This window comes from Bradyrhizobium algeriense (assembly GCF_036924595.1).
GTDB lineage: Bacteria > Pseudomonadota > Alphaproteobacteria > Rhizobiales > Xanthobacteraceae > Bradyrhizobium > Bradyrhizobium algeriense.
This window is the reverse complement of sequence record NZ_JAZHRV010000001.1, coordinates 1,920,798-1,938,552: the sequence shown is the minus strand read 5'-3', so window position 1 is coordinate 1,938,552 and position 17,755 is coordinate 1,920,798. Positions and strand designations below refer to the sequence as shown.

16 protein-coding genes are annotated in these 17,755 nt (G+C 62.8%); 8 read left to right on the top strand and 8 right to left on the bottom strand.

The genetic code is table 11. From position 1 onward, the window contains the following. Nucleotides 1-96 precede the first annotated feature (96 nt). Nucleotides 97-1,344, bottom strand: coding sequence for a serine hydrolase domain-containing protein (locus V1286_RS09350; protein ID WP_334479096.1), 1,248 nt, complete (start codon nt 1,342-1,344; stop codon nt 97-99). Nucleotides 1,345-1,556: 212 nt separating this feature from the next. Beyond that, nucleotides 1,557-2,414, bottom strand: a complete 858-nt coding sequence (gene bla / locus V1286_RS09345; RefSeq protein ID WP_334479094.1) for a class A beta-lactamase — start codon at nt 2,412-2,414, stop codon at nt 1,557-1,559. 174 nt (nt 2,415-2,588) lie between these two features. Here bla and V1286_RS09340 point away from each other — a divergent pair, with 174 nt between their 5' ends. The 5 genes from V1286_RS09340 to V1286_RS09320 all read left to right on the top strand — a co-directional run bounded on the left by V1286_RS09340 (nt 2,589) and on the right by V1286_RS09320 (nt 7,711). After that, nucleotides 2,589-3,368 (top strand): HpcH/HpaI aldolase family protein, encoded by a 780-nt coding sequence (locus V1286_RS09340; protein ID WP_334479092.1) that lies wholly within the window; start codon nt 2,589-2,591, stop codon nt 3,366-3,368. Nucleotides 3,369-3,570: 202 nt separating this feature from the next. Beyond that, nucleotides 3,571-4,350, top strand: a complete 780-nt coding sequence (locus V1286_RS09335) for an acyltransferase (RefSeq protein WP_334479090.1) — start codon at nt 3,571-3,573, stop codon at nt 4,348-4,350. 325 nt (nt 4,351-4,675) lie between these two features. Continuing rightward, on the top strand, nt 4,676-5,293 hold the full coding sequence (rpsD, locus tag V1286_RS09330; RefSeq protein WP_108516453.1) for a 30S ribosomal protein S4: 618 nt from the start codon (nt 4,676-4,678) through the stop codon (nt 5,291-5,293). 163 nt (nt 5,294-5,456) lie between these two features. Then, entirely contained in the window at nt 5,457-6,602 is a 1,146-nt protein-coding gene (locus tag V1286_RS09325; RefSeq protein WP_334479088.1) for an alpha-hydroxy acid oxidase, read from the top strand. A gap of 41 nt (nt 6,603-6,643) precedes the next feature. After that, a complete protein-coding gene (locus tag V1286_RS09320; RefSeq protein WP_334479086.1) occupies nt 6,644-7,711 on the top strand; it encodes a threonine aldolase family protein in 1,068 nt (355 codons plus the stop codon). A gap of 6 nt (nt 7,712-7,717) precedes the next feature. On the opposite strand, the gene V1286_RS09315 is transcribed toward V1286_RS09320, so the two are convergent. Further along, a complete protein-coding gene (locus V1286_RS09315) occupies nt 7,718-9,286 on the bottom strand; it encodes a glycoside hydrolase family 17 protein (RefSeq protein WP_334489599.1) in 1,569 nt (522 codons plus the stop codon). Nucleotides 9,287-9,524: 238 nt separating this feature from the next. On the opposite strand from V1286_RS09315, the gene V1286_RS09310 reads away from it, so the two are divergent. Further along, a complete protein-coding gene (locus V1286_RS09310) occupies nt 9,525-11,006 on the top strand; it encodes a GH1 family beta-glucosidase (protein ID WP_334479084.1) in 1,482 nt (493 codons plus the stop codon). 22 nt (nt 11,007-11,028) lie between these two features. Here the strand turns inward: V1286_RS09310 and V1286_RS09305 are convergent, their stop codons facing one another. The 4 genes from V1286_RS09305 to grxD are packed head-to-tail and all read right to left on the bottom strand — an operon-like array spanning nt 11,029 to nt 14,538. Next, nucleotides 11,029-12,333, bottom strand: coding sequence for a serine hydrolase domain-containing protein (locus tag V1286_RS09305; protein ID WP_334479082.1), 1,305 nt, complete (start codon nt 12,331-12,333; stop codon nt 11,029-11,031). Beyond that, a complete protein-coding gene (locus V1286_RS09300) occupies nt 12,314-13,597 on the bottom strand; it encodes a serine hydrolase domain-containing protein (protein ID WP_334479080.1) in 1,284 nt (427 codons plus the stop codon). Before V1286_RS09300 ends, V1286_RS09305 begins: the two co-directional genes overlap by 20 nt. Before the next feature lie 51 nt (nt 13,598-13,648). Further along, a complete protein-coding gene (locus tag V1286_RS09295) occupies nt 13,649-14,203 on the bottom strand; it encodes an O-acetyl-ADP-ribose deacetylase (RefSeq protein ID WP_334489597.1) in 555 nt (184 codons plus the stop codon). Beyond that, on the bottom strand, nt 14,200-14,538 hold the full coding sequence (gene grxD / locus V1286_RS09290; protein ID WP_108516906.1) for a Grx4 family monothiol glutaredoxin: 339 nt from the start codon (nt 14,536-14,538) through the stop codon (nt 14,200-14,202). The genes V1286_RS09295 and grxD overlap by 4 nt, the downstream gene beginning before the upstream one ends. A 302-nt stretch (nt 14,539-14,840) precedes the next feature. Between grxD and egtB the strand changes: the two genes are divergently transcribed. After that, entirely contained in the window at nt 14,841-16,091 is a 1,251-nt protein-coding gene (gene egtB, locus V1286_RS09285) for an ergothioneine biosynthesis protein EgtB (RefSeq protein ID WP_334479078.1), read from the top strand. A gap of 50 nt (nt 16,092-16,141) precedes the next feature. Next, a complete protein-coding gene (egtD, locus tag V1286_RS09280) occupies nt 16,142-17,113 on the top strand; it encodes an L-histidine N(alpha)-methyltransferase (RefSeq protein ID WP_334479076.1) in 972 nt (323 codons plus the stop codon). A 53-nt stretch (nt 17,114-17,166) separates the two neighbouring features. On the opposite strand, the gene V1286_RS09275 is transcribed toward egtD, so the two are convergent. Beyond that, the gene (locus tag V1286_RS09275) at nt 17,167-17,466 is read right to left on the bottom strand and encodes a hypothetical protein (protein WP_108516428.1); all 300 of its coding nucleotides are present in this window, start codon (nt 17,464-17,466) and stop codon (nt 17,167-17,169) included. Nucleotides 17,467-17,755: the final 289 nt, after the last annotated feature.

Below are 17,755 nucleotides of genomic sequence, written 5' to 3'. Positions count from 1 at the left end.
GGGACAAAAGCAACCCGGGCCGCGATACCCAATGTCCGAGCTCGGCTGCTCGAAGGGCCGAGGTCGGCATAAAGCCGACCCGGCATTGCAAGCTTTCTACCGCTCAGCGGTGACAAGCTGATAGGCGCCGCGCTCGAACGCGTCGTAGGTGGCCAGCGCCTTGGCGTCGGCGAATGGCAGGTACTGCATCATGATCACGCCGGCGATGCCGCGCGCCGGATCGATCCAGAAGAACGTGTTGTTGATGCCGCCCCAGCTCAGGCTGCCGGGGGAGCGCTTGCCTTGTACCTGATCGGCCGTGATGAGGAAGCCCAGCCCCCACTTGTCGCGGCCGTCAGCGATGAAGGTGAAATCGGCGCTCCGCGGCAGCGCGCTTTTGAGTGCGGGGACCGAGACCACGCCGATGTGGTTCTGGCCCATCAGCGCCACCGTCTCGGCCTTGAGCACACGCGTCCCGTCAAGCGCACCGCCGTTGAGCAGCATCCGCACGAAGCGCCCGTAGTCATCAGCGGTCGATGCGAGGCCGCCGCCACCGATCGGCGCCGCGATGGTGAGCCCGAGCTGCGGCTTTTGCAATTCTATAGCGCCGTCCATGCGCTGGCCGGCGCGCTGCTGTTGAGCAACGAGGCGTGCCCCCTTTGCCTCCGGCACGTTGTAGGACGTGTCATCCATCTTGAGCGGGGCAAAGATGTGCTGGCGGAAATAATCCTCGAGCTTTTGGCCGGACACCGCCTCGACCAGTCTGCCGACGACATCGGTGCTGGTGCTGTAGTGCCAGCGCTCGCCCGGATCGAACAGCAGCGGTCCGCCGAACGGATAGGTTTCGCCGGCGCGCGGCTTGAAATCGCGCCAGATCGTGCTGGTGAACGGATATGCCAATCCGGACGTGTGCGTCAGGAAGTGTCTGACGGTCGGCGGCCTTGACGCCGGACGGAGCTGGTAGGTTCCGCTGGCGGCGTCGAACGATTCAAAGACTTTCAGTCCCGCAAGCTCCGGCAGGTATTTTTCGGCCGGGTCATCGAGACCGAGGCGGCCCTGCTCCACGAGCTGCATCAATGCGACGGAAGTGACCGGCTTGGTCATCGAGGCGATGCGAAACAGCGCGTCTGATGTGAGCGGCCGCCCGGTCGCGACATCGGCTACGCCAAATGCGCTCCGATACAGCACCCGCTCGCGATCGGTGATCAGCGCGACCACGCCCGGGACGTCCTTGCTCTCGACCGCGCCGCGCAGGCGTGTGTCGAGAGCCGCACTCGATGGTGAATTCTGTGCGTTTGCGTCCCCGGCCAACATAGCAACGGCAGCGCTCAACGTGACGACCATTCCGGCAGCCTTTCGATTCATGGAAGCCTCCCTGTTGCGCGAGAAGCCCCGGGCATCGCCAGCGCTCCTCTCCCGAGGCTAATTTTTTGTTTGATGACGGCGCGGTGGACACAGCGCCGCCTCTGCCTCTCGCGTGGTGACACTAGCACTCGGCATGCGTCGAGTCCCGAATTCCCTCGATCATGGGTTGCGCAGGCGAGAGCAACGGCGGACTGCTCGCGTACCCGTGGGCACTAGCCCAATTGCCCGCCTGCCATCCGTCCGATTTCCGCAAAGATCGCTTCGAATTGCGGCGGCGTGGGCGAGCCTCCCTGCGTATAGGCGCAAATCAGCACCGGCCCGCCCACCTTTGGCCAGGCGATCGCGATATCGCCGGAGGCGTCCTTGCCGTTGTTGCCGGTCTTGTCGCCGATCTTCCAGTCCTTCGGCAGACCACCGCGCAGGCGGTTGTTGCCGGTCTTGCAGCCCACGAGCCACTCCGTGAGATGTTCGCGTGAGCCCTGCGACAGCGCCTCCCCCAGCACGAAGCGGCGCAGATTTCCGGCCATGGCGGCGGGCGTGGTGGTGTCGTTGGGATCGCCGGGCGGCGAGCGGTTCAACTCCGGCTCGTTATGGTCGAGGCGCGAAACCGTATCTCCAGTCGCGCGCCAGAACGCGGTCAGCGCGGCCGGGCCGCCGGACCGCGCCAGCAACAGATTGGCGCAGGTATTGTCGCTGAGTTCGACGATGGCCTTGCACATGTCCGAGACCGACATGGCGCCCGCAGCAAGGTTCGCTTTGGCGACCGGCGCATAGTCGAGAAGGTCCGCCGCGGCATACCCGACCATGTCTTCAAGGCGCTCCTCACCGCGGTCGACCCGTGCCAGCACGAAGGCGGCCAGCGAGGCCTTGAACGTGCTGCACATGACGAAGCGCTCCTCGGCGCGCCAGACGATCTTCGCGCCGCTTGCGAGATTTTCGGCGTAAAGGCCGATCCGTCCAGCGGTTTCGCGCTCATACGCTGCAAGCACCGGCGGCGCCTCCTCCGCGAGCGCCGGCGAGAGCACGAAGCCAGATGCCGCGGCCAGGAATGTACGTCGATTGATCGTCATGAAAGCATCCTTTGCACCAAATCCTCGCGTTGCGTTGCTTGCCGCTTGCGCCGGAATCATGGCGAGCCAAATGCGATGCGTTAAAAACAATGTGGCTCGATAGGCCACGGATTTATCCTTATGATACCAGCCACCCATTTTTGAATCGGCCGTTTGATTTAAGGAGTTTCCGCCTTGACCTCCGCAAAACCTGCGCCGCTCAACCGCCTGCGCCAGCTATGGCGGGAGGGACGCCCGACCTTCGGCGCGATCGCGACCATTCCCTCGATCCAGACGGTGCAGATCATGGCGCGCTCCGGGATCGACTGGATCATCGTCGATCTCGAGCATGGGCCGATCGATCTCGGTTCGGCACATGCGATGGTCACGGCCACCTCAGGCACGCCCTGCGTGCCGATGGTACGGATCGCCGCCAACGAGCCCTGGCTTGCGAAAGCGCCGATGGACCTCGGCGCGCTCGGCATCAATTTTCCGATGATCTGCAGCCGCGCGGATGCCGAAAAGGCCGTGCGCAGCGTGCGCTACCCGCCAAAGGGCGACCGGCTGTGGGGCCCGTTCCACGCGCCGTTCCGCTGGGGTGTATCGATGGCGGATTATATGGCGACCGCTGATGACGACATGATCTGCATGATCACCATCGAGCATGTCGAGGCGGTCGAGCGCATCGACGAGATCATGGCGACACCAGGCATCGACCTCGCGGTGATCGGGCCCGGCGACCTCGCCACGTCGATCGACAAGCGCGGCCTGCCCGACGATCCCGAGGTGCTGGCGCTGATGGCGCGCGCCGAGGCCGGCATCCTGAGGAGCGGCGTGCCGATCGGCGGCGTCGCCCGCACGGCCGAGCAGGCCAACCGGATGATCGAACGCGGCTATGTCGCGCTGGCGCTGGGCTTCGACTGGTCGCTGTTCCAGCGCGGCATCGCGGCGAGCTTTGACGGGATCAAGCGATAGGTGCCGAGACGGCGGCAAACCCTTCAAAGTCCTTGGGGTTTACATCGCCCTCGGAGGCCCGGCCGCCGGCCATCCGGGCGAATCCGGATACGAACCTTCTGGCGTCAAAACGCCTTGTTCGTGCTAGATGAGGTGCTGGCAGGCAGCCTGGGCGGCCTGCCGGTTTTCTGATTGATCTATTGCGGAAACCCTGAGCGGAGCGATGCGCGGAACGGTTCGAAAAATCACACTACCGCGCCGCCTGGTCGCCGACCTCATGCACGCGTCGATCCGTGTGCCTTTTGTTTCGCTCACACGTCCGCTTCATATCCGCACCTTGCAGGAAGCGCGTGCGCAGGCCGCCCAACGGCCAGGCTGGGCCGCGATCTTCGTCAAGGCCTTCGCGCTGGTGGCGAAGGAAGAGCCGGTGCTGCGCACGCTCTACGTCAAATGGCCGATGCCTGCCTTTTACGAACTGCCGCGCAGCGTCGCGATGGTGGCGATCGCCCGGATCGAGGACGGCCAGGATTGCGTGCTGCCGCAAAAGGTCACCGCGCCGGATGAAATGCCGCTTGCCGAGGTCGATGCCCTGATCCGGCACGCCAAGGAGGCGCCGATCGATGAGGTGCCGGCGTTCCGGAAGATTTTGCGAACCACCCGGCTGCCGCTGCCGCTGCGGCGGCTGTTTTGGGCGATCGGGCTCAATTTCGGCCGCCAGCGGGCCAATTATTTCGGCAGTTTTGGCGTGACCTCGGTGGCCGCCTATGGCGCCGGCCAGCTCCACGCCATCAGCCCCGGACCGTTTGTCCTGAGCTATGGGGTGGAAAAGCCCGATCAGACCATCGATGTCGTGCTGCGCTGGGATCACCGGGTTACCGACGCCGCTCCGATGGCCAAGGCGCTGAACCGGCTGGAACAGGTGCTGAACGGTGAAATTGCCGCCGAATTGCGCTCCAATCGGCAGCAAAGCGACCCCAAACCGGTCCGGGCGGTCGCGACCTGACCGCCTCCTGGCGGTCATTCCGGGGCGATGCGCAGCATCGAACTATGGGGCGCCCTCGCGCCCCTGAGAATCTCGAGATTCCCCGATGCGCAAGTGCGCATCTGTGGTTCGCCTCTGCAAGGCGCCCCGGAATGACATCCATTTCGTTGACAGAACGGCGGTTTCTCCTTAAGAACCCGCTTGCTCGCGGGCCGGTTTCGGCCCGCGATGCGTTTCGCGACCCGTGGTCTTCCCCGAGCTTTCGAGGCGGACCTGTCGGCCCCGGCCCTGCCGGTGCACAGGAGGGCGCGTTTCCTCAATACTCAAACCTAATGCAGAGGACGCGATGACAAAGCGCAGTGAGGCGAAATACAAGATCGATCGGCGTATGGGCCAGAATATCTGGGGCCGCCCGAAGAGCCCCGTGAATCGCCGTGAATACGGCCCCGGCCAGCACGGCCAGCGCCGCAAGGGCAAGCTGTCCGACTTCGGCGTGCAGCTCCGCGCCAAGCAGAAGCTCAAGGGCTACTACGCCAACATTTCCGAGCGCCAGTTCCACGGCATCTACGTCGAGGCCGGCCGGATGAAGGGCGACACCGGTGAAAACCTGATCGGCCTGCTCGAGCGCCGTCTCGACACGGTGGTCTATCGCGCCAAGTTCGTCGCGACGATGTTCGCCGCCCGCCAGTTCATCAACCACGGCCACATCAAGGTGAACGGCCGCCGTGTCAATATTTCGAGCTACAAACTCAAGCCCGGCGACCTCGTCGAGATCAAGGAATCCTCCAAGCAGCTCACTCCCGTTCTGGAAGCAAGCCAGCTCGGCGAGCGCGACGTGCCGGATTTCATCGAAGCCGATCACGGCAAGATGACCGCGAAGTTCACCCGCATCCCCGCCCTGTCGGACGTGCCGTTCGCAGTGCAGATGGAGCCGCATCTGATCGTCGAATTCTATTCGCGCTGATCGATTTTCGGTTCCCGAGACATCAAAGGCCCCGGTTTTGCCGGGGCCTTTTTTCTGTCCGCAGTTTGCAATGCGCATGGTTCAAACACCGGCTTGCAAGTAGGATTCAGCCCAAGGTTCAGCCAAGGGGGAGCCATGGATTGAACCGGCGCCGGGGGACAACATGCGTTTGAGCGACTGCTACAACTTCCATGATTTCCGCAAGCTGGCGCAACGACGGTTGCCCGGCCCAATCTTCAACTACATCGACGGCGCCGCCGATGACGAGGCAACGCTTCGCCAGAATACCGCAAGCTTCGAGCGTTGCGATCTGGTGCCCAACGTCCTGCGCGGCGTGGAAACCATCGACATGTCGGTGACCGTCATGGGCCAGAAACTGGCCATGCCGTTTTACTGTTCCCCGACCGCGCTGCAGCGCCTGTTCCACCATACCGGCGAACGCGCGGTGGCCGCCGCGGCCGCGAAATACGGCACCATGTTCGGCGTATCCTCGCTCGGCACCGTAAGCCTCGAGGAATTGCGCAGGGCGTACGATACGCCGCAAGTCTATCAGTTCTATTTTCACCGGGATCGCGGGCTCAACCGCGCCATGATGCAGCGGGCGAAGGAAGCCGGCGTCAACGTCATGATGCTGACCGTGGACAGCATCACCGGCGGCAACCGCGAACGCGATCTGCGTACAGGCTTCTCAATTCCGTTCAGGCTGACGCTTGCCGGTATGGCCCAGTTTGCGGTCAAACCGATGTGGGGCATCAGCTACCTCGCCCATGAGAGTTTCAAACTGCCCCAGCTGGACCAGCACGTTGACATGAGCGGCGGCGCCATGTCGATCGGCCGCTATTTCACCGAAATGCTCGACCCTTCGATGAATTGGGACGACGTGGCTGAAATGGTGCAGCTATGGAACGGGCAATTCTGCCTGAAGGGCATCATGTCGGTGGCCGACGCGAAACGCGCCGTTGAGATCGGCTGCACCGGAATCGTGCTGTCCAACCACGGCGGTCGGCAGCTCGACGGTTCGCGCGCGGCGTTCGATCAATTGGCTGAAATCGTGGATGCCGTGGGCGACCAGATCGACGTGATCATGGACGGCGGGATCCAGCGCGGAACCCACGTCCTGAAAGCGCTGTCGCTAGGAGCCAAGGCTGTTGGCGTTGGACGCTTCTATCTTTATCCTCTCGCCGCGGCCGGCCAGGCCGGCGTTGAACGCGCCCTCGGCCTGATGCGGGCCGAGATCGAGCGAGGAATGAAGCTGATGGGGTGCAGATCGATCGACCAGCTCTCACGCGAAAATCTGCGCTTCAGATAATTCCTCCTCCCCTCTCACGTTGCAAATGTCGAGAATCCTCCATGCACTACACCCCTGCCCCTCGCGATCCCAAGGCCGATCCCATCCGCATCAACCTGCTGTCGGACACGCAGACGCGCCCCACACAAGCGATGCGCGAGGCGATGGCGCGGGCTGAGGTCGGTGACGAGCAGATCGGCGACGACCCGACGGTGAACCTGTTGTGCGAGCGCGTCGCCAGCCTGCTCGGCAAGGAAGCCGCCGTGTTCATGCCATCGGGCACCATGTGCAACGTCGCGGCGACGCTGGCCCATTGCCGGCCGGGCGATGAAATTCTCGCCCATGCCAGCGCACATATCATTGCCCGCGAAGGCGGCGCGCATGCAGCCCTTGGCGGATTCCAGATCACGCCGCTGCCTGGCGACGACGGGCAATTTGCCCCCGGAACGTTCCGCGCCGCGCTGCATCCGCGCTCGCGCTACCAGCCGCCGCAGACGGTCGTCAGCGTCGAGCAGACCGCCAATATCGGTGGCGGGACGATCTGGAAGAAGGCGGCGCTCGATGAAGTGGTGGAGATCGCCAAGGCCAATGGGCTGATCACCCATATGGACGGCGCGCGGCTGTTGAACGCCTGCGTCGCGACAAAAATATCGGCGCGCGATATGGCCGCGGGCTGGGATTCGGCCTGGATCGATTTCTCAAAAGGCTTGGGCGCACCGATCGGCGGCGTCATCGCGGGTTCGCGCGCCTTCATCGACGACGTCTGGCGCTGGAAGCAGCGCCTCGGCGGATCGATGCGGCAGGCCGGCATCTGCGCCGCGGCTTGCGTCTATGCGCTCGACCATCACGTCGACCGCCTCGCGGACGATCACGCCAATGCGCGTTCATTGGCGCGGGGGCTGTCGCAGATCAACGGCATCGAGGTGCAAGAGCCCGAGACCAATCTGGTGTTCTTCAGGCCTGACGGCGCGGGCGTCAGCGGCGATAAAATGGTCGAGGCCTTGCGCAAGCGCGGCGTGCTGCTCGCGATGATGGATGGCCGCATTCGCGCTTGCACGCATCTCGACGTCAGCGCTGCGATGATCGAGGAAACGGTCGCACTGGTGCGCGAGATCGTCCGCGGGGCGTGAGCGAACTCAGGCAACAGCAGCAGTGCGCGCCCGCCAAAGCGCGCTGCCGAGCAGGACATACACCGCCGCGGTCCACATCGCCTGCCAGTTCTCGAACCCTTCGTTGAAGACGACATAGATCGCCGCCATGGCGAACAGCCCGGCAAACACGGCTTCCGAGAGCGGCCGCTCGCCGGATTTCGAACCATTGAGGAATGCCAAGGTCCAGAACGGCACCACGGCCATGGTCAGGGCGGCGAACGGGAAATCGCGCCAGCGCGCGTCGAATATCAGGCTGAGCGCGGTTTGCGTGGCAATGAGCGTCGTCACGATCAGCGTGATGCCGAGCATATTGGCCATGAAGAATGGGGTCAGGTCTTTGGGCGGCCCCAACACTTCAAGAAACGACGGAAGCCCGCGCCCCGAGATCAGCGCGTAGGTGGACAGCAGCGGCGCAGTCACCGCCGCCGCCAGCAGGAAACCCTGAACCAGCCAACCGCCGGCCCCGTAACTTTCGTGCAGCATCTTGTCCACGCTCACGCCCAGCAGGATTCCGCCAGTGGTGGCGGACACCGCGACCGCAAGCCACGATGCCAATGGCATCGGCGACGGCCGGCGCTTTAGCGTGACCAAGGCTACGGCGAATACGCCGATGCAAAGAAACAGCCCGCATGCCATCTGCAGCTTCCAGAGCGGGTAATTGCTGATGGCCACCCCTGCCGGATATTTCAGCTTGCGTTCGATCCCGTCGAACAGCCCCCAATAGCCACCCACCGTTCCTTCCCAGCGTCGCTTCCACGGCTCGTCATAGGCCTCGAAAAAATTGACGCGAAAATTGTCCTGTCGCGCCCGCTCGAGAATCTGGGAAATGAAACGCGCCTGATTGACGCGGGAAGCCAGCGCGCCGTCGCGCATCCGCCCATGGCTCGGCCAACCGGTTTCCCCGATCAGGATCTCCTTGCCGGGAAACGCTGCCACGACCTGCTTGCGAATGTCATCGACATGCGCGGCCGCCTCTTCGGCGCGCGGCGGAACGTCCTCCCAATAAGGCAGGAAATGGGCGGTGACGAAATCGACATCCTCGCCCACTTCGCGGTAGCGCAGCCAGAATTCCCAGACATCGGCATAGGTCACCGGCACGTCCACGCGCGGCTTGACCGAACGGATCGTTTGGCGAAGGTCGTCAACCGTCATGTCGCCGCGCAGCAGCACTTCGCTGCCGACGATGATCGCCGCGACCACGCCGGGATGATCCTTCAACAGCGAGACCGCGGTGTTGATCAGGAGCGCGTTCTTGGCGCGATCGCGTCCGATCCAGACGCCGAGCAGAACCTTCAATCCGACCCTGGACGCAAGCTCGGGCACCTTGTCGAGCCCGTTATCGATGGAATAGGTGCGGATGCATTTGGAGACCTTGGCCAGTTCGCGTAAGTCCTCCGCGATCTGCGCCGGACTGACGATCAGCGTCGGATCATGCGGCGTCTGATCGCCCCTGAACGGCGCGTAGGAAACGCACTCCAGCTTCGCGGCATCATCGATCGGCGCGCGCGTCAGCGCCACCGGCGTGGCGAGCCACCACCACACCGCGGCGACCATGCCCAGCGATACAATGAAAAGCGCCAGCGGCGTGCGCAAGCCGATCGTCCTGCTCCCCAAATCGGTGAATATATCAGCCTGTTTAGCGGTGCGCGGCGGCCCTGTCGACCCGCGGATTCAGCCGCTTGCACAATTGCACCGGGACACCGAAGCAGTGATATTAGACCTGCTCCGAACACGAAGCATCAAGAGTGAGCCTTGTTTTGCTCAAGATTGATTGATCCCGGCGAGTGAAGCGATGCCATTCAAGAGATTTTCCCGGCGGCAATTTGGCAGAATTGCGGGCTGGTCGGCACTTGGCATGTCGATGCTGCCAGCCGGGTCCGGACGAGCCCAATCGGATGCGGATAGTGGAACACGAAATCGAACAACCTCTTCCGGTTTTCCGAGCGGTTTCCTGTGGGGCACGGCGACCTCGGCCTATCAGATCGAGGGAGCCGTGAACGAAGACGGCCGCGGTCCGTCGATCTGGGACCGTTTCTCCCACACGAGCGGCACCATCTCCGATCACAGCAACGGCGACACCGCGACCGACCATTATCGTCTGTACAAGGAAGACATCCAGTTGATGAGGGCGCTCGGCGCAAAGGCCTATCGATTCTCGATCGCATGGCCTCGCGTCTTCCCGGACGGAGCCGGCGCGACAAATCCAAAAGGCCTCGATTTCTACAACCGCCTTGTCGACGAGTTGCTGGCGAACGGCATCGAGCCGTTTGCGACGCTGTATCATTGGGACCTGCCGCAGGCGCTGCAGGATCGCTTCGGCGGCTGGACCTCGCGCGACACCTCAAAGGCCTTTGCGGATTACGCAGGCCATGTCGCGGGGCGCCTAAGCGATCGCGTGAAGCACTTCTTCACCATCAACGAATGCTCCAGGCTCGTCCATCTCGGCCATGAGTTTGGCGCTGATGCGCCGGGGCTCAAACTATCCCCATCGGACGTGAAGCAGGTCAGGCACAACGTCGCGCTGGGGCACGGTCTCGCGGTTCAGGCGATCCGGGCCAATGGACAGGCCGGAATCAAGGTCGGTCCGGCGGAGAATGCCGTGAGCTGCATCCCGGCCATCGAAACGCCTGCGAACATCCGCGCAGCCGAGATCGCGACGCGCGAGCTCAATGCCGGCTATTTGACCGTGATGCTCGAGGGAAAATACACTGATGCTTATCTCGCGCAGGCCGGCAAAGATGCTCCAAAATACACCGCCGAAGATCTGCGCATCATCTCCTCCCCGATCGATTTTGTCGGGCTGAATGTTTACATGCCTGATCATTACGTCGTTGCTGCCGACAACGAACGCGGCTTCACTCTAGCGCCATTTCCCAAATCGTTCCCGCACATGAAGGCGACCTGGCTCAGGCCCGGCCCCGAAACAATGTACTGGGTACCACGCCATGTGGCCAAGCTGTGGAACGTGAAATCGATCTACATCACCGAGAACGGCACGTCGGGGAGCGACCAGCCGGCCGCGGACGGCACCATCTATGACGTCGATCGCATCATGTACTTACGCAACTATCTGACGCAGTTGCAGCGCGCGACATCAGAGGGCGTGCCCGTGCTTGGATATTTTCTGTGGAGCCTGATGGACAATTTCGAATGGTCGGACGGGTATGAACAGCGCTTCGGCCTCTATCACGTCGACTTCGATACCAAGCGCCGGACGCCCAAGCTGAGCGCGTCGTTCTATCGCGAGACGATCGCGCGCAACGCGGTCGCGTAGTCAGGCGATCGTCAATCCTCTATCAATCCTTGCGCAGGCCCTTGCCCAGCGCCTCAAACATCATCGTCTTCAGCGCCAGTTGGATCCGCCCACCTTGCGTCGGGGCCTGCACCATACAGACAACGAGCATGTCGTCCTCGGGGTCGACAAAATAGAAACTGCCGCCCGCACCGTCCCAGCGGTATTCGCCGAGCGGCCATGTCGTATTCGGCGGCGGAGAGGTGCGCACGGCAAAGCCGAGACCAAAGCCAGAGCTCGGGCCGGGGAAATAGAAGGGATCGTGAATGATCCTGGTCTCTGGCCCGATCTGATCCGACGTCATCAGTGCGACTGTCTCGGGCTTGAGGTACCGCTTGCCGTCCAGTTCGCCTCCGTTCAGCAGCATTTGCAGGAAGCGGGCATAGTCCCCGGCCGTCGAGACCAACCCCGCTCCGCCGGATTCCCAGCGCCGCGGCAATGCTGGGTCCCTGATTCCGGCCACCCGAAAACGATCGACGGGAAATGCCTGGGCAATGCGCGACCACTTCGATTCATCTGCGACATAATATGCGGTCTCGGACATGCCGAGAGGATCGAACAATCTTTGCTTTTCGAATTGAAACAGCGTCTGCCCCGAGGCCACCTCGACAACGCGGCCTAGCACGTCGGTTGAATGGCTGTAATTCCAACGCACCGCGGGCTGATCGGCGAGCGGCAGTGTCGCGATCCGGTCGGCGAATTCGGCGTTATCGAAATCGCCGGCGTACAGTTGGGGATTGGCGTAGAGTTTCTGTACCGCGGTTTCGCCGAAGAAGCCGTACGTGATGCCCGACGTGTGCCGCAGCAGATCCTTGATCGTGATCGGGCGCTTCAACGGCTCGAGCTTGAGCGGGTACTGTCCTGCTTCATCGGAAAGATCGACGCCGACTTTTGCATCCGCAAAGGCGCGAATGTATTTCGACACGGGATCGTCGAGGGCCAGCTTGCCGTCGTCGACCAGCATCATCGCGGCAACCGAGGTGACGGCTTTCGACATCGAATAGATCTGGAAAATCGTGTCCGGCGTCATCGGCTGGCCGGTCGCCGGGTCCCGCACGCCGAAACTTTGCAAATAGACCGGCTTGCCGTGCTGCTGGATCAGCAGGACTGCGCCGGGAATCTTGTCGGTCGCGACCTCGTTGCGGATGTAGTCGCCGATCCGGTCAAGGGCCGCGCGTGAAAAAGTTGGCGCGTTCGCCACTTTCGGCTCGGCTCGCGCCTCGTGCGGTCGGCCAGCGACCAACAAAACCACGAGCCCGGCCGCGACGAGGCAGCGCCCTGCGGCGCCGTCAGTTCTCCAGCGCTTCATAGACCAACTGCTTCAGCGTCCGCTGGACGCGCTGGCGCTCCGTCGGCGTCTGCTCCAGCACCACGAAAAACATGTCCTGCTTGCGGTCGACCACCATATAGCAGCCGGCGGCGCCGTCCCATTTCAGTTCGCCCAGCGATCCCGGCGGCGGCGGCTTGGCGTTGCCGGGATCGGTGCGCACGGCAAGCCCAAGCCCCATCCCGAAGCCGTCACCGGGGAAATAATAATGATCCCGCGCAACGCCGGAGTCCTTGCCGGCGTGGTCCGATGTCATCAGTTCGAACGTCTTCGGGCTGAGATAGGTCTTGCCCTCGAACGTACCGCCATTGGCCAGCATCTGCGCAAACTTCGAAAAATCCGACATGGTCGAAACCATGCCGCCGCTGGCGGATTCCCACTTCTGGCGAACCTCGGTCCTGTAGAGGCGGCCGACCCGGAAATCGCTGTCGTTCGGCAATGGTTGGGCAAGCCGCTGCAGCCGCTCCGGTTCGGTAACGAAGAAGCCGGTGTCGGTCATGCCGAGCGGATCGAGCAGCTTTTCCTTTTCGATCTCGAGCAATGATTTGCCGGACACGATCTCCATGATCCGCGCCAGTATGTCGGTGGAATGGCCGTATTGCCAGAGCGCGCCCGGCTGGTTGTGCAGCGGCAGCTTGGCGATCCGCTCGGCGAATTCGGCAAGGTCGAATTCGCCCGCGTAGAGATTGGCCTCCTTGTAGGCCTTGCGCACCAGACTGTCGCCATAGAAGCCATAGGTGATGCCGGAGGTATGACGCATCAGGTCGAGAATGGTGATAGGCCGGGTCAGCGGCGCCAGTTCGAGCGTCCTGGTACCGTCCTCGGCCTTTTTCTCCTCACCGACCTTCATGTTGGCGAACGAGGGAATGTACTTCGAGACGGGATCGTCGAGCTTGATCTTGCCGTCCTGGATCAACTGCATCGCCACAACGGAGGTGATCGCCTTGGTCAGCGACGACAGACGGAAGATGGTCTTGTCGGTGATCGGCGCCTTCGACACCACGTCCTGAACGCCGAAGGTTTCGTGATAGACCGGCTTGCCGTGCTGCTGGATCAGGACGTTGGCGCCGGCGATCTTGCCGGTCGACACCTCATTCTTGAAGAACTCGGTGATCTTCCCAAGCTTGTCCTTGTTGAAATGCGCGCCGGCGGGAATATCGAAAGTGCCTTCAGCGCGGGCGGACGACAGCGTGGCAAGCATCAGCGCGCCGAAGCCCAGCGCGCGCAGCATTCCTGATGAATTCATTGGACCCTACCCCTCTCCTTGGAATTCACCGGAGAGTGTAGCGGCGGCTTGTCAGTCGGCACAAGGGCTGCCGAAGGTATCCAATGCCGCCTGATGCAACTGGGCGCTGGCATCGGAGAAGCAGCAGAAGACCACTTGCATGACTGTGGGTGCAGCCGCGAGCGTATCGACGACGGTCTGGACTGCGATGCCGGCCGCGCGATCGGCGGGGAAGCGATAGATGCCCGTTGAGATCGCGGGAAAGGCGACTGAAACAAGGCCGTGCTTCTCGCACAATTCAATCGAGCGACGATAGCAAGAGGCAAGCAGATCGTCCTCGCCAAGCGTGCCGCCATTCCACACCGGCCCAACCGTGTGGATCACGTGCTTGGCCGGCAGGCGATAGCCCTTGGTGATCTTGGCGGCGCCGGTCTTGCAGCCGTGGAGCTTACGGCATTCAGCCACCAGCTCCGGCCCCGCCGCCCGATGGATCGCACCATCGACGCCGCCCCCGCCAAGGAGCGACGAATTGGCCGCGTTGACGATGGCGTCAACGCGCAAGCTGGTGATGTCGGCAACGATGACTTCGAGCCGCGCCCGGCCGATCTGGCGCGCGCGACCGCTCAGGCCGAGGCCGCCGCGCTGACGGTGACGCCCTTGTCGGCGAACAGCTGCTGCAATTCACCGGCCTGGAACATCTCACGAATGATGTCGCAGCCGCCGATGAACTCGCCCTTGACGTAGAGCTGCGGGATCGTCGGCCAGTTCGAATATTCCTTGATGCCGTTGCGAAGTTCGGCGGATTCCAGGACGTTCAGGCCCTTGTAGCCGACGCCGACGTGGTCGAGGATCTGCACCACCTGGCCGGAGAAACCGCACTGCGGAAACTGCGGCGTGCCCTTCATGAACAGCACAACGTCGTTCGACTTCACTTCATTGGCGATGAATTGTTCGATGCTCATATTCGCTTCCTTTTGCGGCTCAGCCCCCTGCGGCTTCGCCTGACGGGCCGGCTCGTCCATGTAACCCGGTTACTTGCCCTATATGTAGCCCAAACCGTTGGGCATCCATAGTAAAATGGCGAGTAGGTGGCATGCGCGGGTCCGGCTCGGGGCCCCCGGCGGCCGCGGCCCAATAGTCTGACGGCATCAATATCATAGCGGGGGAAGGCTTTTTTCCCGGAGGGGAACCCCTATCTAGGACGGACCGCCCGTCGGGAACCAGTTTGCCGGACTAAAGTTCTCTCCCTTAACCGGAGACACCTGTGACGAAATCAGTATCTGCAGCGTCCCTTGCCAGCCCCACCCCGTCACTTTTCTCCGATTCAGGCACCCTCGCCCAGAATTTGGTGGAAGCCTATCTGGCCGTCCGCGGCGAGACCGAGCGCCGCGCTGGCCCCCTGAGCCCCGAGGACCAGCTGATCCAGTCGATGCCGGACGCCAGCCCGGCCAAATGGCACCGCGCCCATACCACCTGGTTCTTCGAGCAGTTCCTGCTCGGCGAACACTGCGAGGGTTACCGGCCCTTCCACCCCGACTACGCGTTTCTATTCAATTCCTACTATGTCAGCGCAGGTCCCCGGCACGCCCGTCACCAGCGCGGCCACCTCACCCGCCCGAGCGCGGACGAGGTCACCGCCTATCGCCGGCATGTCGATGCCGCCGTGGTCAAGTTCTTCCAGACCGCCGGCGAGGAGCGCCTCACAAAACTGGTCCCGCTGGTCGAGGTCGGCCTCAACCACGAGCAGCAGCATCAGGAATTGATGCTGACCGATATCCTGCACGCCTTTGCGCAGAACCCGCTTCCGCCGGCCTACGATCCGTCATGGCGCTTCCCGGCGCCGCATCGTTCGGCGGAGGAATGGGTCACCCTCAACGAGGGCATCCACACCGTCGGCCACAGCGACGACAGCTTCCATTTCGACAATGAAAAACCCGCGCACCGGGCGCTGGTCGGCCCGGTCAGGCTCGCCCGCAACCTCGTCACCAATGCCGAATGGCTGGCCTTCATGAAGGACGGCGGCTACGGCACGGCCACGCTGTGGCTGATGGACGGCTTTGCCGCCGCGACCAACGAGGGCTGGCAGGCGCCGGGCCACTGGCGCCAGGTCGACGGCGACTGGCGGATCATGACGCTCGGCGGGCTGCAGCCGATCGACCCTTCAGGCCCGGTCAGCCATGTCAGCTATTACGAGGCGGACGCGTTCGCGCGCTGGGCCGGCCGCCATCTGCCGACCGAAATGGAATGGGAGGTCGCCGCCCGCGCCGGCCAGCTCAACGACGCCTTCGGCATCGTCTGGCAGTGGACCCGCAGCTCCTACTCACCTTATCCCGGCTACCGCGCCATCGAGGGTGCGCTGGGCGAATATAACGGCAAGTTCATGGTCAATCAGCTGGTGCTGCGCGGCTCCTCGCTTGCAACCCCGGCCGGCCACAGCCGTATCACCTATCGCAACTTCTTTTATCCCTACCACCGCTGGCAATTCACGGGGTTACGCCTCGCCGATTACGCCTGACCCGCTCAACAGGATCATAGCGCGCCGGAAAGCGCGTTCGGGAGAGTATCATGAATTTGCACGCCGCCACTTTGGCCCAAAGCTACCCGTTCGATGAGCAGACCTCCGCCTTTGCCGGCGACGTGATCGGCGACCTGTCGCAATTTCCCAAGCGCCTGTCGCCGAAATATTTCTACGACGCCGCAGGTTCGGAACTGTTCGAGCAGATCACGGTCCTGCCGGAATATTATCCGACCCGCACCGAGCTCGGCATTCTGCGCAGCCGCGGCGACGAGATCGCTTCCATCGTTCCCAGGGGTGCCGCGCTGGTGGAATTCGGCGCCGGCGCCACCACCAAGGTCCGCCTGCTGCTGGAGCGCTGCGATTTCGGCGGCTATGTCCCCGTCGACATTTCCGGCGACTTCCTGACCGCGCAGGCCGGCGGCTTGCGCAAGGATTTTCCCGAGCTCGGCGTTTATCCGGTTGCCGCCGATTTCACCGCGCCGTTCGCCCTGCCCGCCGAGATCGAAGGCATGCCCAAGGTCGGCTTCTTTCCGGGATCGACGCTCGGCAATTTCGAGCCGCACGAAGCGCGCGCCTTCCTGCGCAGTGCGCGCGAGATTCTGGGCGAAGGCGCGCAGATGATCATCGGCGTCGATCTCGAAAAGAACGAACGCGTGCTCTACGATGCCTATAACGATGCAGCCGGCGTCACCGCGCGCTTCAATCTCAACGTTCTGGTCCGCATCAACCGCGAGCTCGGCGGCAATTTCGACGTTTCCGCCTTCATGCACCGCTCGGTCTATAACCGCGAGCGGCATCGCATCGAGATGCACCTGATCGCCAAGAAGGCGCAGACCGTGCGCATCCTCGGACGGAATTTTTCATTCCGCCCGGGTGAGAGCATCCACACCGAGTCGAGCTACAAATACAGCCTCGACCGCTTCACCGCACTGGCGCGCGACTCCGGCTGGTCGGTACGGGAATCCTGGACCGACCACGACCGGATGTTTTCGGTTCACGCGCTGGCGGCGTCAGCCTGAGGAGTGGTCCCGAGCTTTGCAGTTCAGGTCTCTGCAGTTCAAGTCTCTGCAGTTCAAGTCTTGCAGTCAGATCTCCTGCGCTCCGGTCGCATCCTGCGTGTTGGAGCGATCCGGGGCGCGGCGGATATCCAGTCATCGAATAGTCGATCTGCACCCAGCAACCACGCGTGAATGATCCGCCACTTGTCCTGCCCACGAGACTGGAAATCCAATAGCGCCGATCCGGCGTCCTGCAGTTCGTGGAAGAACTTCAACGAGTCTTTTCCGGTGGGTCCGTCCTGCTCGATCGCCTGCGTCACGATCCAGCGATCCCACTCCTGAATGATGCGTACTCTTGCTTCACTTTGTTTCATAGGCGCGCATTCCCACCACGGCAACCCCGTGGGCACTGAGTGAATCGCGCTGGTCTAGGTCTGATGGAAAGGTGCTACGCCGCCGCGCGTCCCCGCACCTTTGCCGCGCCCACTATAGACAAACTTCTTAACAAATCTTCATCTTTATCGGCCCGCCCGCAAAACGCTCCATCCGCGCTCTCGTTTGCCCTTCGAAACGTCCAACTTTTGACGCGGACTCAGTCGAATTTCTGCGTCAGGCTCGGCTAGGGGTGTGTTCGTGCCAGGGGATGTCAGTTATGGGCAACGC

Bases quoted from the DNA above. Each gene is read 5' to 3' on its own strand.
- V1286_RS09350 (WP_334479096.1), bottom strand. From the start codon at position 1,344: ATGAATCGAAAGGCTGCCGGAATGGTCGTCACGTTGAGCGCTGCCGTT.
- bla (WP_334479094.1), bottom strand. From the start codon at position 2,414: ATGACGATCAATCGACGTACATTCCTGGCCGCGGCATCTGGCTTCGTG.
- V1286_RS09335 (WP_334479090.1), top strand. From the start codon at position 3,571: ATGCGCGGAACGGTTCGAAAAATCACACTACCGCGCCGCCTGGTCGCC.
- rpsD (WP_108516453.1), top strand. From the start codon at position 4,676: ATGACAAAGCGCAGTGAGGCGAAATACAAGATCGATCGGCGTATGGGC.
- V1286_RS09325 (WP_334479088.1), top strand. From the start codon at position 5,457: ATGCGTTTGAGCGACTGCTACAACTTCCATGATTTCCGCAAGCTGGCG.
- V1286_RS09320 (WP_334479086.1), top strand. From the start codon at position 6,644: ATGCACTACACCCCTGCCCCTCGCGATCCCAAGGCCGATCCCATCCGC.
- V1286_RS09315 (WP_334489599.1), bottom strand. From the start codon at position 9,286: ATGGTCGCCGCGGTGTGGTGGTGGCTCGCCACGCCGGTGGCGCTGACG.
- V1286_RS09310 (WP_334479084.1), top strand. From the start codon at position 9,525: ATGCCATTCAAGAGATTTTCCCGGCGGCAATTTGGCAGAATTGCGGGC.
- V1286_RS09305 (WP_334479082.1), bottom strand. From the start codon at position 12,333: ATGAAGCGCTGGAGAACTGACGGCGCCGCAGGGCGCTGCCTCGTCGCG.
- V1286_RS09300 (WP_334479080.1), bottom strand. From the start codon at position 13,597: ATGAATTCATCAGGAATGCTGCGCGCGCTGGGCTTCGGCGCGCTGATG.
- grxD (WP_108516906.1), bottom strand. From the start codon at position 14,538: ATGAGCATCGAACAATTCATCGCCAATGAAGTGAAGTCGAACGACGTT.
- egtD (WP_334479076.1), top strand. From the start codon at position 16,142: ATGAATTTGCACGCCGCCACTTTGGCCCAAAGCTACCCGTTCGATGAG.
- V1286_RS09275 (WP_108516428.1), bottom strand. From the start codon at position 17,466: ATGAAACAAAGTGAAGCAAGAGTACGCATCATTCAGGAGTGGGATCGC.